Consider the following 14,364-nt stretch of genomic DNA (forward strand, 5'->3'; position numbering starts at 1 on the left):
CCGAGGAGACCCCGCCTTATGACGACGCCGCTGCTGGGCCAGATGATGGACGTGCCGCTCACCGTGTCATCGTTGCTCGCGCATGCCGCGCGGCATTTCGGCAGCACCGGGATCGTGTCGCGGCGCATCGAAGGCGACCTGCATCGCTACACCTATCGCGATTGCGAGAAGCGCGCGAAGCAACTCGCGCAGGCGCTCATCGCGCTCGGAGTCGAACCGGGCGAACGCGTCGCGACGCTCGCGTGGAACGGCTACCGGCATCTCGAAGCGTATTACGGCACCACCGGGTTCGGCGCCGTGTGTCACACGATCAACCCGCGGCTTTTCCCCGACCAGATCGCCTACATCGTCAATCATGCCGACGACGCGTACGTGCTGTTCGACACGACGTTCGCCGCGCTGGTCGACACGCTCGCGCCGCAGTGCCCGCGCGTGCGCGGCTGGATCGCACTATGCGATGAAGCGCATCGGCCGCCGATGCAAACGTCGGTGCTGTGCTACGAAACGCTGATGGACGGGCAGGACGGCCGCTTCGACTGGCCCGCGCTCGACGAGCGCCGGGCGTCGTATCTCTGCTATACGTCGGGCACGACCGGCAATCCGAAAGGCGCACTGTATAGCCATCGCTCGACGGTGCTGCACGCGTTCGGCGCGGCGTTGCCCGACGCAATGAACCTGTCGGCGCGCGACTCGGTGCTGCCCATCGTGCCGATGTTCCATGTCAACGCATGGGGCCTCGCGCACGCGGGGCCGCTGACCGGCGCCAAGCTGGTGTTCCCCGGCAAGGATCTCGACGGCAAGTCGCTGTACGAACTGATGGAGAGCGAACGCGTCACGTTCTCGGCCGGCGTGCCGACCGTGTGGCTCGGTCTGCTGAACCACCTGCGCGAAACGGGCGCGAGGTTTTCGTCGCTCGAGCGCACGGTGATCGGCGGTTCCGCCTGTCCGCCCTCGATGCTGCGGATACTCGAGGACGACTACGGCGTGCAGGTGATCCATGCATGGGGCATGACGGAGATGTCGCCGCTCGGTACCTTGTCGAAGCTGACCTGGGAGCAGAGCCAGCGGCCGCTCGCCGATCAGCGCAAACTGCTCGAAAAGCAGGGTCATGCGATCTACGGCGTCGACATGAAGATCGTCGGCGAGGATGGCCGCGAGCTGCCTTGGGATGGCGTCGCGTTCGGCGATCTGCACGTGCGCGGGCCGTGGGTCATCGACCGGTATTTCCGCAAGGAAGACTCGCCGCTCATCGACGGCTGGTTCCCGACCGGCGACGTCGCGACGATCGACCCCGACAGCTTCCTGCACATCACCGATCGCTCGAAGGACGTGATCAAGTCGGGCGGCGAATGGATCAGCTCGATCGACGTCGAGAACGTCGCGCTCGCGCATCCGGCGGTCGCGGAAGCCGCGTGCATCGCGTGCGCGCATCCGAAGTGGACCGAGCGCCCGTTGCTCGTCGTCGTCAAACGCGCGGGGCAAGAGGTCACCCGCGACGAACTGCTCGCGTACTACGACGGCAAGGTCGCGAAGTGGTGGATCCCCGACGACGTCGTGTTCGTCGACGACCTACCGCACACGGCGACCGGCAAGCTGCAGAAGCTGAAGCTGCGCGATCTGTTCCGCGACCACGTGCTGCCGTCCGCGCTCGAAGACGGCCGCAGCTGTCCGCTGACCCCCGAGTCTCAGGGGAAACCCCACTCTGGAATAAATTGAACGTTCGTTCTTTTTTGGTGTATCGTGCCTGCTGACCCCGGAACCGTCGCTTGAAAAAGTCTGACCATAAGCAGGCTCGATGAACCGGACGGGCGGCGCATCATGCGCCGCCTCAATGCAGGATCGCACGGAGGCACGCAGATGGCAGTGAACTACACAACTCATGACGGCGTGGCCGTCCTCACGCTGAACAATCCGCCCGTCAATGGGCTCGGTCTGTCGACGCGCGCGGGTATCGTCGAAGGGCTCGAGCGCGCGCAGAACGATCCGGCCATCAAGGCCATCGTGCTGACGGGCGCGGGCAAGGCCTTTTCGGGCGGCGCCGACATCACCGAATTCAATACGTCGAAGGCGACCCAGGAGCCGACGCTCGCGACCGTCATCAAGGCCGTCGAAGGCAGCGCGAAGCCGGTCGTCGCGGCGATCCACAGCGTCGCGATGGGCGGCGGCCTCGAACTTGCCCTCGGCGCGCATTACCGCGTCGCCGCGGCCGGCGCGCAGATCGCGCTGCCCGAAGTGAAGCTCGGCATCCTGCCGGGCGCGGGCGGCACGCAGCGTCTGCCGCGCGCCATCGGTCTGGAAGCGTCGCTGAACATGATCGTGTCGGGCGCGCCGGTGCTCTCGGAAAAGCTCGCCGATTCGGGGCTGTTCGACGAAGTCGTCGCGAATCCCGCCGAACTGGCCGAAGCCGCGCTCGCGTTCGCGCGCAAGGTCGGCGCCGCGGCCGGCCCGCATCCGAAGGTGCGCGAGCGCAAGATCGAACATCCGAATGCGGCCGGTTTCATCCAGTTCGCGCGCAATAGCGTCGCGGCAATCGCGAAGAACTTCCCGGCGCCGCATAAATGCATCGACGCGGTCGAAGCCGGTGTGAAGGACGGCTTCGACAAGGGCCTCGCATTCGAGCGCGAATGCTTCATCGCGCTCGTGCAGACGCCGGAGAGCCGCGCGCTGCGTCACGCGTTCTTCGGTGAGCGGGCGGCGAGCAAGATTCCCGACGTGCCGGCAGATACTTCGGTGCGCGACATCGAGCGGGTGGCCGTGATCGGCGCCGGCACGATGGGCGGCGGCATCGCGATGAACTTCCTGAACGCGGGCATTCCGGTCACGCTGCTGGAAACGAAGCAGGAAGCGCTCGACCGCGGTCTCGCGACGATCCGCAAGAACTACGAGGCGACCGTCAGGAAAGGCAAGCTGAAGCCCGAGGTGATGGAACAGCGCCTCGCGCTGCTGAGCTCGACGCTCTCCTACGACGACCTGAAGCACGCCGACATGATCGTCGAAGCCGTGTTCGAAGAGCTGGGTGTGAAGGAGCAGGTGTTCCGCCGGCTCGATGAAGTCGCGAAGCCCGGTGCGATCCTCGCGTCGAACACGTCGACGCTCGACGTCGACAAGATCGCCGCGTTCACGAAACGTCCGCAGGATGTGGTCGGCATGCACTTCTTCAGCCCGGCCAACGTGATGAAGCTGCTCGAAGTCGTGCGTGGCAAGGAGACCGCGAAGGACGTGCTCGCCACCGTGATGAAGCTCGCGAAGAAGATCAGGAAGACCGCGGTGGTGTCGGGCGTGTGCGACGGCTTTATCGGCAACCGGATGATCGAGCAATACGTTCGTCAGGCGCTCTTCATGCTCGAAGAGGGCGCGTTGCCTGCGCAGGTAGACAAGGCCATCGAGAAGTTCGGCTTCGCGATGGGTCCGTTCCGCATGAGCGACCTCGCCGGCAACGACATCGGCTGGGCGATCCGCAAGCGCCGCTATCTCGAACACCCCGACATGCACTACTCGAAGATCGCCGACCGTCTGTGCGAGATGGGCCGCTTCGGCCAGAAGACCGGCGGCGGCTGGTACGACTACAAGGCGGGCGATCGCACCGCATACCCTTCGGGCGTGGTCAACGAAATGATCGGCGAGTACTCGAAGGAAACCCACTCTGAGCGCCGCAAGATCAGCGACGAGGAAATCGTCGAGCGTCTGGTGTTCGCGCTCGTCAACGAAGGCGCGAAGATTCTCGAGGAAGGCATCGCGTCGAAGGCGTCGGATATCGACATGGTCTATCTGACCGGCTACGGCTTCCCGTTGCATCGCGGCGGCCCGATGCTGTACGCGGACACGGTGGGGCTCTATAACGTCGAGCGCGCGATTCGCCGCTATGCGGCGCGGCCGAACGGCGACGCGTGGAAGCTCGCGCCGAGCATCGCGAAGCTCGCGGCCGAAGGTCGCGGGTTCAACGGCTGAGCGCGGCTGGCTTCAGCCCACGAATTGAGCGATGCGGGTTTCCCCCGCATCGCTCGCATCAAACGACAGAGGCGGCGCGGTGATGCGCTTTTGAACGCACGGCAGTGAGCCGGCGCGCCACTTTTGACACTGCAATTGGAGACATGCATGACTGACGCCGTAATCGTATCCACCGCCCGCACGGGTCTCGCCAAATCGTGGCGCGGCGGTTTCAACATGACGCACGGCGCGACGCTCGGCGGCCACGTGACGCAGGCCGCGGTCGAGCGCGCGAAGCTCGATCCGGCGCGCGTCGAGGACGTGATCATGGGTTGCGCGAATCCGGAAGGCGCGACGGGCGGCAATATCGCGCGGCAGATCGCATTGCGCGCGGGCTTGCCGGTCAGCGTGGCGGGCATGACCGTGAACCGTTTCTGCTCGTCGGGATTGCAGACGATCGCGCTTGCGTCGCAGCGCGTGATCGCCGGCGAGGGCGACGTGTACGTCGCGGGTGGCGTCGAGTCGATCTCGTGCGTGCAGAACGAGATGAACCGCCACATGATGACCGACGGCTGGCTCACCGAGCACAAGCCGGAAATCTACTGGTCGATGCTGCAGACCGCCGAGAACGTCGCGAAGCGCTACTCGATCTCGAAGGAACGCCAGGACGAATACGGCGTGCGCTCGCAGCAACGCGCGGCGGCCGCGCTCGAAGCCGGTAAATTCAAGGACGAAATCGTGCCGTTGACGGTGCTCGCCGGCGTCGCCGACAAGGCGAGCGGCCGTCTCTACACAAAGGAAGTGACCGTCAGCAGCGACGAAGGCATTCGCGCCGACACGACGCTCGAAGGCGTGTCGAAGATTCGCACCGCGCAGCCGGGCGGCGTGGTCACCGCGGGCAATGCGAGCCAGTTCTCGGACGGCGCATCCGCTTGCGTCGTGATGAACGCGACGCTGGCCGAACGCGAAGGGCTGCAGCCGCTCGGCATCTTCCGCGGCTTCGCGGTGGCCGGCTGCGAGCCCGACGAGATGGGCATCGGGCCGGTGTTCGCGGTGCCGAAGCTGTTGAAGAAGGCCGGCCTCAAGGTCGAGGACATCGGCCTGTGGGAGCTGAACGAAGCGTTCGCGGTGCAGGTGCTCTATTGCGCCGACCAGCTCGGCATTGCGCACGACCGCCTGAACGTGAACGGCGGCGCTATCGCGGTGGGCCATCCGTACGGCGTGTCGGGAGCGCGGCTCGTCGGCCATGCGCTGATCGAAGGCAAGCGGCGCGGCGTGAAGTTCGTCGTCGTGACGATGTGCATCGGCGGCGGGCAGGGCGCGGCGGGTTTGTTCGAAGTGGTTTGAGCGGGCGTGGGCCGGCGTCATTACCAGCCCGTGTCCGACGACGGCAGGCTCAGCGTCCCCTGATCGGTGAATCGCGTCGTACCGGTCACGCCACCCGCGAGCTTGCCGCGCAGAACGTACGGAACCTGTCCCGACTGCGCGGCGCCGGCTAGCGCAAAGGCTTGACGAACCGCGGCGAAAGCCGGCACGGTCAGCGGCACGGTGACGACGGTTTCACCGAAGCGCGGCACGGTGCCGCTCTGGTCGCTGACGCCGGAGGCGAACGGCTTGCCGTTCAGTTCCAGATCGAGCGACACGCCGTTGAAGCTGACCGCGGAGTCGTTGGGATTCTGCACGCGCAGCTTGACGTTGAAGCGCATCTCCATGCCCTGGCCAGCGATCGGCTCGATGCCCGCCACATTGACGTGCAACGGGTCGGCGCCGAACAGGCCCGCGCAGCCAGCGAGTGTCAGCGTGACAGCGACGCCGGCGGCGAACAGGCGCCACACCCGTGAGACCAAGCCCGGCTGCAGCGCGCGAAAGAATGACATGACCTGCACCTCGAACGAAGCGGGTTGGTCATGCATTGTAACGGGCCACGTGGCGCGCGCAGCGACGTTTCAGGCGGCGCGCCGCCACCGTGTGCGCACGACGCAAGCGAGACGCCGAGCGGCTTGCAGAACGAAACCGCGCGCGCTGTGTTCAGCGTGTGCAGGCAGCACGATGAACGCAGCGCGATCGGCCTGCGTCGCGCGGATCGACACGACGCCACGTTGCGAGGTCACAAACCGCTCGCCTTCGTGCAACGTGAGCGACGTGAGCGGGGCGTCGTTGCCGAGCCAGGCCAGCGAATGATCGCGGAAGACGAGTTGCAATGCACCTTCGACCGCGATGATCGAACTGCGCGCGCGCAAGTCGTGCAGGGCCATCTGACCGGCGGCAAGATGCGACGCCGCGGGGCGATGCAGTTCTGCACCGGGTAACAAGCGATCGTGGTATGGACGCACAGGCATGACCGATTCCTTTAAACCGTCTTCGTGTCACACAGCTTAGGGAATCCGTCCGGATGAAAACAGGCGCAGCTGTCGACAATCTGAACCGGTACAGTGATGCGTTTCGTCACGCTGTATCGGTCCGAATCACGTCGATGTGTATCTGTCGCGGCGCGCGGACTATCCGCACCATCGGCTCATGAGCGAACCCATCTTCACACCGCAAGGTCCCTCGACGGACCGGCCAGCCGAGCGCCAGCCGCTTTACCGGCAACTGGCCGACCAATACCGCCGCGCGATCGGCAACGGCGCGCTGCGCCCGGGCGAGCGCATGCCGTCGATGCGCGCATTCATGCAGCGCCACGGCGTGAGCCTCGCGACGGCGACCGAGAGCTATCGCGAACTGGAACGCGCCGCGCTGATCGACGCGCGGCCGCGCGCCGGCTATTTCGTGCGCGTGCCGCCGACGGCTGCGTTGCCCTGCGCCGCCGAGCCCGATCTCGCGATGCAGCCCGGCGCCGCCGCGCAGTTCGTCGGCATTCACTCGGAGATTTCGGCGCTCGTGTCGAAATTTCAGCGCTATCCGCACGCGCTGAATCTCGGCGGCGCGACCGCGTCGCCCGATCTCTATCCGACCGATGCGTTGCAAAAGGCCGCGGTGCGCGCGTTGCGCCGGCGGCCCACCTTGCTGACAGCCGTCGGGCCCGATCAGGGTGATCCGGCGTTGCGCGCGATCATCGCCCGGCGCGCGCTCGAGGCCGGCAGCCAGATCGGCGCGGACGACATCATCATGACGCACGGCGGCGTCGAAGCGATGAACCTCGCGTTGCGCGCGGTGACGCAGCCGGGCGACACGGTCGCGGTCGAATCGCCGTGCTTCTTCGGTTTGCTGCAGGCGCTCGAAAGTCTCGGTCTGCGCGCGCTCGAAATTCCGACCAGCCCGAGCACCGGCCTCGCGATCGAGGCGCTGGCGTTCGCGCTGCACACGCATCCCGACATCAAGGCGGTCGTGGTGGTGCCGAACCTGCAAAACCCGCTCGGCAGCGTGATGCCCGACGCGCACAAGGCGAGCCTCGTCGAACTGTGCGCGCGCGCCGGCATCGCGCTGATCGAGGACGATCCCTACCGCGAGCTCGTCGATGCCGCGCCGCCGCCCCGCTCGCTGAAGGCGTGGGACACCGATGGCACCGTGATCCATTGCACCTCGTTCAACAAGACGCTGGCGCCTGGCATGCGCGTCGGCTGGATCAACGGTGGCCGGTGGCATCCGCGCATCGGTATGCTGAAGTTCGCGCAGTCGCGCCACAACGAGCAGTTGTCGCAAGTCGTGCTCGCCGGGTTCCTGGAGACGAGCGCATACGAGCGCCATTTGCGGCGATTGCGCGAGAGCTTGCAGCTGCGGCGCGAGCGGATGGCCGCGGCGGTGGCGGCATCGTTTCCCGACGGCACGCGGTTCACGCCGCCGCGCGGCGGGATGTTTTTCTGGATCGAATTGCCGCGTCACGTATCTTCGTCGGCCTTATTCGACGCCGCGTTGCATGACGGTATTCGCATCATGCCGGGCACGGTATTTTCGAACGCCGGGCGTTTCGATCACTTCATTCGGCTCAGCTGTCCGAGTGCGGATCTGGATCTGACCGACGAAGCGGTGCGCAGACTAGGGCGCCTCGCGGCACGGATGGCAGCCCATGCGTCAACGCGATAGCGGGTATCATTTCCCGCCGTACGCTCGACACGCGCCGTCGGCTACGAAATCTGATATCTGAGCCATGACCGATCCATCCACCTCATCCAGAACGGGCCATGCATCGTTGCCCGAAAGTCCCTTCATCGACCGTCTCGGCGCACAGTTGTTGTCGGCCGCCGACGGCGTCAGCGAAGTCGTGCTGCCGTTGCAACGCGATCATATGAACACGTGGGACGTCGCGCATGGCGGCGTCACGATGACGCTCGCCGACGTCGCGCTCGCGATGGCCGCGCGCAGTCTCGCCGGCGACGGCGTCGGCGTCGTCACCGTCGAGATGAAGGTCAACTTCATGCAGCCGGGACGCGGCGAGTTGCGCGCGACCGGCCGCGTGCTGCATCGCTCGACGACGATGGCCTATTGCGAAGGCGAGATCCGCGACAGCGAAGGTCACTTCGTCGCGAAAGCGCTCGGCACCTTCAAATACATGCGCCGCCTCGCGGTGGGCCGCGATGTCACGCGGCAGCGTCTGCGCAGCGACCCGGCGGCGAAGCCCGGTCCGAGCGACTGAGCACCCAACAACCCAAGGAGACGACCGCATGGCCCAGATCAATCGCCAATTGCTGCTGGTTTCGCGCCCCCAAGGCGAAGTCACGCCCGATAACTTCAAGCTCGTAGAAACGCCGCTCGCGCCGCTCGCCGACGGCGAAGCACGGGTGCGCAACCACTATCTGTCGCTCGATCCGTATATGCGCGGACGCATGAACGATAGCAAGTCATACGCGGCGCCGCAGCCGCTGAACGAAGTGATGATCGGCGGCACGGTCGGCGAGGTCGTCGAGACGAGGAATCCGAAGTTCGCGGTCGGCGACAAGGTCGTCGCGATGTTCGGCTGGCAGGAGTACGGCACCTCCAATGGCACGGGCATGCAGAAGGTCGACGACACGCATGTGCCGCTGTCGGCGTATCTCGGGCCGGTCGGCATGCCGGGCGTCACCGCATGGTACGGGCTGAACCGCATCATCGCGCCGAAGGCCGGCGAGACGGTGGTCGTCAGCGCGGCGAGCGGCGCGGTGGGCAGCGTGGTCGGTCAGCTCGCGAAGGCGGCGGGCGCGCGCGCGGTCGGCATCGCGGGCGGCGCGGACAAGTGCCGCTATGTGGTCGAGACGCTCGGCTTCGACGCGTGCGTCGACTACAAGGCCGGTAACCTGTACCAGGACCTGAAGGCCGTCACGCCCGACGGTGTCGACGGCTACTTCGAGAACGTCGGCGGCGAGGTGCTCGACGCGACGCTCGCGCGCATGAACGCGTTCGGGCGCATCGCATTGTGCGGCTTCATCGCGGGCTATGACGGCCAGCCGCTGCCGCTCAAGCATCCGTCGCTGATGCTGACGCAGCGGCTGCTCGTGCAGGGCTTCATCGTCAGCGAACACATGGACGTGTGGCCCGAGGCGCTCAAGCAACTCGGCTCGCTCGTCGCGCAGAAGAAGCTGCAGTATCGCGAGACGATCGCGCAAGGGCTCGAAGCCGCGCCCGAGGCATTCATCGGCTTGCTGAAGGGCCGTAACTTCGGCAAGCAACTGGTCAGGCTGATCTGAGCGCGACGTCATCATGCAACGGCAAGCCGCCGCTCAACCAGGGAGTCACAGGATGTTCGAATTCGCGGGCAAGGTGGCGGTGATCACCGGCGCGGGCAGCGGCTTCGGCCGCGCGTTCGCGCACAAGGGCGCGGCGCTCGGCATGAAGCTCGTACTCGCGGACGTCAACGCCGACCAGCTCGCGCAAACCGTCGACGCCTTGCGCGAAACCGGCGCCGAGGCGATCGGCGTGCCGACCGACGTATCGAACGCCGCGCAGGTCGAGGCGCTCGCGCAGGCGGCGCTCGCCGCGTTCGGCAAGGTCCACGTGCTGTTCAACAACGCGGGCGTCGGCACCGGCGGCTTCCTGTGGGAAAGCTCGGCGAACGACTGGTCGTGGGTGTTCGGCGTCAACGTGATGGGTGTCGCGCACGGCGTGCGCGCGTTCGCGCCGATCATGCTCGCGCAGAAGGAGCCCGCGCATATCGTCAATACGGCGTCGGTGGCGGGGCTGCTGGCGCCGCCGGCAATGGGCATCTACAACGCGTCGAAGCATGCGGTGGTGGCGCTGACCGAGACGCTGTATCACGACCTGAAGCTCGCGCAGGCCGGCACGGGCGGCGAGGTCGGCTGTTCGCTGCTGTGTCCCGCCTTCGTGCCGACCGGCATCGCGGAGGCCGAGCGCGCGCGTCCCGACGAGTTGCGCAACGCGGACCGGCCGACGCGCTCGCAGATCGCGGCCGGCAAGCAGTTGCAGCGCGCGGTGCAGTCGGGCAAGCTCACCGCCGACGATGTCGCCGACATCGCGTTCGAGGCGATCGCCGCGCGGCGTTTCTATATCATCACGCATCCGGGCATCATGGCGACCGTGAAGCTGCGTCACGAGGATATCGAGCAGTTGCGCGAGCCGTCCGATCCGATGTCGCTGAAGCCTGAGGTGAAGAACGCGCAGTAGCGGCCGGCTGCGCGGCCGGTGCGCCGGCTCCTGACAATCATTGGCGCACTGCGCGCCGCCCGATGCGCGACGCGCACCGCGTTGCCGAAACCATGCCGCTGAATCCCACGATCGAGCAGGTGCTCGACATGATCGCGCGGGCCAAACGCCCGCAGTACCACCAGATGAGCGCGCAAGCGGCGCGCGCGTCGTACGAGAAAAGCGCGCCGATCCTCGAGATCGCGAGCGCGCCGATGTTCTCCGTCGAAGATCTGCGCGTGCCGACGCGCGACGGCGCGACGATCCGCGCGCGCTTCTACTTCCCGGTCGAGCCGGGCTGGGCCGAGCCGCTGCCTGCCTTCGTGTACTACCACGGCGGCGGCTTCACGGTCGGCAGCGTCGATACGCACGATGCGCTGTGCCGGATGTTCGCGCGCGACGGCCAGTGCGCGGTGCTGTCGGTCGATTACCGGCTCGCGCCTGAGCACAAGTTTCCGACCGCTGTCGACGATGCCTTCGACGCCCTCAACTGGCTACACGGGCACGCGGCCGAATTCGGCATCGACGGCACGCGGCTCGCGGTGGGCGGCGATAGCGCGGGCGGCACGCTCGCGACGGTTTGCGCGGTGCTCGCGCGCGACGCCGGCCTCGCGCTCGCGCTGCAATTGCTGATTTATCCGGGCACGACCGGCCATCAGCAGACCGACTCGCACTCGCGCCTCGCCGACGGCTTCCTGCTGTCGGGCGACACGATCCAGTGGTTCTTCGAGCACTACGTGCGAGATAGCGGCGATCGCGACGACTGGCGTTTCGCGCCGCTCGACGGCGAGCGCGGTGCGCCGGATTTTCGCGGCGTCGCGCCCGCGTGGATCGCGACCGCCGAATACGATCCGCTCAGCGACGAGGGCGATGCGTATGCGGAGAAACTCCGTGCGCTCGGCAATCCGGTCACGCTCAAACGCTACGCCGGCATGATCCACGAGTTCTTCAAGATGGGCGGCTTCGTGCCCGAAGTCGCGCAGGCGCATGCGGACGCCGCGGCGGCGTTGCGCGCGGCATTCGGCATCGGGTGAGGGCGGTGATCGCGAAGCGATGAGCGGCCGGCAGCGAATGCGCCGGCCAGGCGGTGCTCAAACGATCACGCCACGCTCATCCGGTCGCGCTCGACATTGAACGCGAAGCTGCGTTCGAAATCGCCGGGCCGCACGATCCGGTGCGAGCCGTTGTCGTCGCTGCGCTCCGCGACCGCGACGCCGATCACGTCGCCATAGGCGGCGACGCGCAGCGCGGTGGTGCTGCGCGTGCCATAGTCCGGCGATTCGATGAACGCCGCCGACAGCACGCGTTCGCGTTCGAGCGGAATACCGGTCGACGGCAATTCGTCGTCGCGCGCGAGCCGCGGATCGCGCATCAGATCGATCAGGCGTTCGAGCGGCGGCATCGGATCGCGCGCGAGCAGCGCGCCGAGCTCGCCGCGCTTTTTGACCAGCTTCGGCCACGCGGTATCGAGCACCGCGTTCGAGATGCCGTGCGTGCCCGGCGCGAGCAGCGCGGGGCCGCTGTTTGCGTCGACGGCGCCGCGATTGCAGTACCACGCGAGCTCGCGACGCGTCCAGTCGCCGACCAGCAGATTGAAGCCGTTGTAGATGTCGCCTTTTTGCGCGACGTGCCGCAGATACGCGAGCGGCGTCTCGTGTGGATTGCCGTCGGCGTCGCGCGCGGCGCTCGTGAGCCAGTCGCTGACGAGCGTGCCGCGGGTCGGCGCATCGGCGCGCATTTCGCCCGGCGCGCGGTAATTGGTCAGCGCGGCGAAGCGGCCGTCGCGCGACAAGCCGAGCCACGTGCCGCCGCCCACGAGGTCGCGGCCCCCCAGCACCTCCGGCGCGTCGCGCCACCAGCCGATCGGCTCGGCCGTGCGGCGGAAGAACTCGTCGCGATTCGCGGCGAGCGTGAACAGCGGACCATCGAGCGCATCAGGTCGCCAGTCGAAAACGATCAGGCACATCGGGGAGCATCTCCCGTTCAGAGCATGGGGCGGCCGCCAGATGCAGCGACGCAGGCGGCAAACGAAAGCGGCAAAAAACAGACGAGAATAAAGCAGTCAATAAAAAACGGCGCCCGATTGCGCCGCTTTTTACCCTCTCCAACGATCAGACTTCGGCCGGCAGCCCGTAAGGCAGCGTCAGGAAGCGCAGCGCGGGGCCGTCGGCCGCGCCGACATGTACGCTGCCGCTGTCGAGCGCCGTGAGCTTGGTCTCGACCAGCAGATCGACGCCGCCGCCTTGCGCCGATGCCGCGTTGACGATCATCCCGCACGGCTGGCCCGGATCGTCCGAGTGGAACAGCTCGGTGCCGGGCCGCACCGTGTCCAGCTCGCCGGCGACGTTGGCGAGCGACGTGCGCCGCTTGATCGTGCCGCGATACTGGCTGCGCGCGACCACTTCCTGACCCGGATAGCAGCCCTTGCGGAAATTGACCGCGCCGAGCACGTCGAAGTTGACCATTTGCGGCACGAACTGCTCGACGACCGGCTGCGTGATGCGCGGCTCGCCCGCGCGGATGTCGAGCCAGTCCCACACGGCCGGCGACACGCGCTTTAGCCTGCCGTCGAGCGACGGCAGCAGCGCTTCGATCTGCGCTTTCGGGCCGATCCACAGATAGCGCAGCCGCTCCAACGCATCGGGCACGCGGATCAGTGTGCCCGCTGTGCCGTCGACCTGCACGTGCACACCGTCGGGCAGCGCGTCGAACACGCCGGACAGCGCGCCGCGCACGTCGCCCGCGAGGCCGACCACCGCGAGCTCGCCGCTCGCGTCGGCGAGCTTGGCCTTGGCGCGCAGCACGAACATCGACAACCGCTTTTGCACCGCGGCCTGCACGTCTTTCGATACCAGCAGGCGGATCGTATCGCCGCTGCGCCAGCTGAGGAGCGACGCGAGCAGCCGGCCCTTGGCCGAGCAGTAGCCGCAGAGGCGCGCGTTCGCGGCGTCGAGATGCTGGACGTCGTTGGTCAACTGGGCGTGCAGGAAGCTCGCCGCGTCGTCGCCGGTCGTGTCGATCACGCCGAACTGCGGCAGCGGCATGTACGCGCCATGCTCGAGCACGGCGGTGAATTCTTCGGCCGACGGGCGCGGCAGGATGGGCAGGGCGGCGGGCGCCGCCGCGGCGGGAGTGAGACCGGAAGCGTTACCTGAGGCGTTCACGAGCGGTGTGTTCATGGATTCCGGGAACAGTCAATTCTGACTTTGGCTAAGGCAAACAGTCATTATATTCAGTCCAGCCCTGTCGCGTTTCGCAAGTCCCTGGCGAATGAAGGCTTTCCGAGAGCCTGGCGCAGCAGGGGATTGCACGTTATCACCCTCCGGCTGTGCCCATGTTGTGACCATGTTGGGGTGTTCTGCCAGAGGGTCCGGCGCAAGATGGGCGGGCACCCGACGTGCCGGATCTGCTGTCCGCTGCCGCGGTCACAGACGAGCCGCCGCCGGGGTGGCTGCGGCGGGGCCACTGAGTAAGGCGGACGAGCCACTGTCATTCCGTGGGCGGCTTGGCCGGTGCCCAGTCCATCGGCTGCTCAGTCGTGATTTTCAGCCGTTCGCGCAATTCGGGATGCGCGATTGCCTGAATCAGAATCGCCATTCCTCCAAGCTTCCGAGCGTCTTCGTCTGTCACTGGCAACATTGAATTTTCCGGAGCATCCGGTGGGATAGTGATTGCCAGCGCTCGATCAATCGCCGCTTGCACATGAACCCGTGAAACTGTGCACATCTTTAATTGCTGAGTATCGGCGTCATAAAAAATGACGCTAGCCCGATCCGGTTTAGTCATCTCAATATCCCCTGCATGCCTGGAATTTATCGAATGCTCGCTGTGTGCAGAGCGCATAGGTGCGTGGATCTTGATACATTGCTCGGGCCACCTGACACT

At 66.5% G+C, this 14,364-nt stretch carries 13 protein-coding genes; 8 read left to right on the forward strand and 5 right to left on the reverse strand.

All coding sequences use genetic code 11. From position 1 onward, the window contains the following. Window positions 1–18 precede the first annotated feature (18 nt). The 3 genes from OKW26_RS24695 (at window position 19) to OKW26_RS24705 (ending at window position 5,274) form a co-directional block, all read left to right on the forward strand. On the forward strand, window positions 19–1,716 hold the full coding sequence (locus tag OKW26_RS24695) for a 3-(methylthio)propionyl-CoA ligase (protein WP_429355502.1): 1,698 nt from the start codon (window positions 19–21) through the stop codon (window positions 1,714–1,716). Window positions 1,717–1,857: 141 nt separating this feature from the next. Further along, the gene (locus OKW26_RS24700) at window positions 1,858–3,948 is read left to right on the forward strand and encodes a 3-hydroxyacyl-CoA dehydrogenase NAD-binding domain-containing protein (RefSeq protein WP_429355503.1); all 2,091 of its coding nucleotides are present in this window, start codon (window positions 1,858–1,860) and stop codon (window positions 3,946–3,948) included. Between the two features lie 147 nt (window positions 3,949–4,095). After that, window positions 4,096–5,274, forward strand: a complete 1,179-nt coding sequence (locus OKW26_RS24705; protein ID WP_429355504.1) for an acetyl-CoA C-acyltransferase — start codon at window positions 4,096–4,098, stop codon at window positions 5,272–5,274. A 20-nt stretch (window positions 5,275–5,294) separates the two neighbouring features. Here the strand turns inward: OKW26_RS24705 and OKW26_RS24710 are convergent, their stop codons facing one another. Together OKW26_RS24710 and OKW26_RS24715 are read right to left on the reverse strand one after the other, a co-directional pair. After that, entirely contained in the window at window positions 5,295–5,804 is a 510-nt protein-coding gene (locus OKW26_RS24710) for an LEA type 2 family protein (protein ID WP_429355505.1), read from the reverse strand. Window positions 5,805–5,873: 69 nt separating this feature from the next. Beyond that, window positions 5,874–6,266 carry a hypothetical protein gene (locus OKW26_RS24715; protein ID WP_429355506.1) on the reverse strand — a complete coding sequence of 131 codons (393 nt, stop codon included), beginning with the start codon at window positions 6,264–6,266 and terminating at the stop codon, window positions 5,874–5,876. A 178-nt stretch (window positions 6,267–6,444) separates the two neighbouring features. On the opposite strand from OKW26_RS24715, the gene OKW26_RS24720 reads away from it, so the two are divergent. From OKW26_RS24720 to OKW26_RS24740, 5 genes are all read left to right on the forward strand, one after another. Continuing rightward, window positions 6,445–7,950: a PLP-dependent aminotransferase family protein gene (locus tag OKW26_RS24720; RefSeq protein WP_429355507.1), complete on the forward strand. Its 1,506-nt coding sequence runs from the start codon at window positions 6,445–6,447 to the stop codon at window positions 7,948–7,950. A gap of 64 nt (window positions 7,951–8,014) precedes the next feature. After that, window positions 8,015–8,500, forward strand: coding sequence for a PaaI family thioesterase (locus tag OKW26_RS24725; RefSeq protein ID WP_026225390.1), 486 nt, complete (start codon window positions 8,015–8,017; stop codon window positions 8,498–8,500). A 28-nt stretch (window positions 8,501–8,528) separates the two neighbouring features. Continuing rightward, the gene (locus OKW26_RS24730; protein WP_429355508.1) at window positions 8,529–9,527 is read left to right on the forward strand and encodes an NADP-dependent oxidoreductase; all 999 of its coding nucleotides are present in this window, start codon (window positions 8,529–8,531) and stop codon (window positions 9,525–9,527) included. 52 nt (window positions 9,528–9,579) lie between these two features. Further along, window positions 9,580–10,461 carry an SDR family oxidoreductase gene (locus tag OKW26_RS24735; protein WP_429355509.1) on the forward strand — a complete coding sequence of 294 codons (882 nt, stop codon included), beginning with the start codon at window positions 9,580–9,582 and terminating at the stop codon, window positions 10,459–10,461. Between the two features lie 92 nt (window positions 10,462–10,553). Then, window positions 10,554–11,513 (forward strand): alpha/beta hydrolase, encoded by a 960-nt coding sequence (locus OKW26_RS24740; RefSeq protein ID WP_429355510.1) that lies wholly within the window; start codon window positions 10,554–10,556, stop codon window positions 11,511–11,513. Window positions 11,514–11,578: 65 nt separating this feature from the next. Here the strand turns inward: OKW26_RS24740 and OKW26_RS24745 are convergent, their stop codons facing one another. The 3 genes from OKW26_RS24745 to OKW26_RS24755 form a co-directional block, all read right to left on the reverse strand. Next, entirely contained in the window at window positions 11,579–12,445 is an 867-nt protein-coding gene (locus OKW26_RS24745) for an NRDE family protein (protein ID WP_429355511.1), read from the reverse strand. 145 nt (window positions 12,446–12,590) lie between these two features. Further along, window positions 12,591–13,658 (reverse strand): YgfZ/GcvT domain-containing protein, encoded by a 1,068-nt coding sequence (locus OKW26_RS24750; protein WP_184065075.1) that lies wholly within the window; start codon window positions 13,656–13,658, stop codon window positions 12,591–12,593. Between the two features lie 310 nt (window positions 13,659–13,968). Then, window positions 13,969–14,265, reverse strand: a complete 297-nt coding sequence (locus OKW26_RS24755; RefSeq protein WP_090804775.1) for a hypothetical protein — start codon at window positions 14,263–14,265, stop codon at window positions 13,969–13,971. Window positions 14,266–14,364: the final 99 nt, after the last annotated feature.

Origin of the sequence: Paraburkholderia sp. 32, from assembly GCF_050435345.1 — a bacterium.
Lineage (GTDB): Bacteria > Pseudomonadota > Gammaproteobacteria > Burkholderiales > Burkholderiaceae > Paraburkholderia > Paraburkholderia tuberum.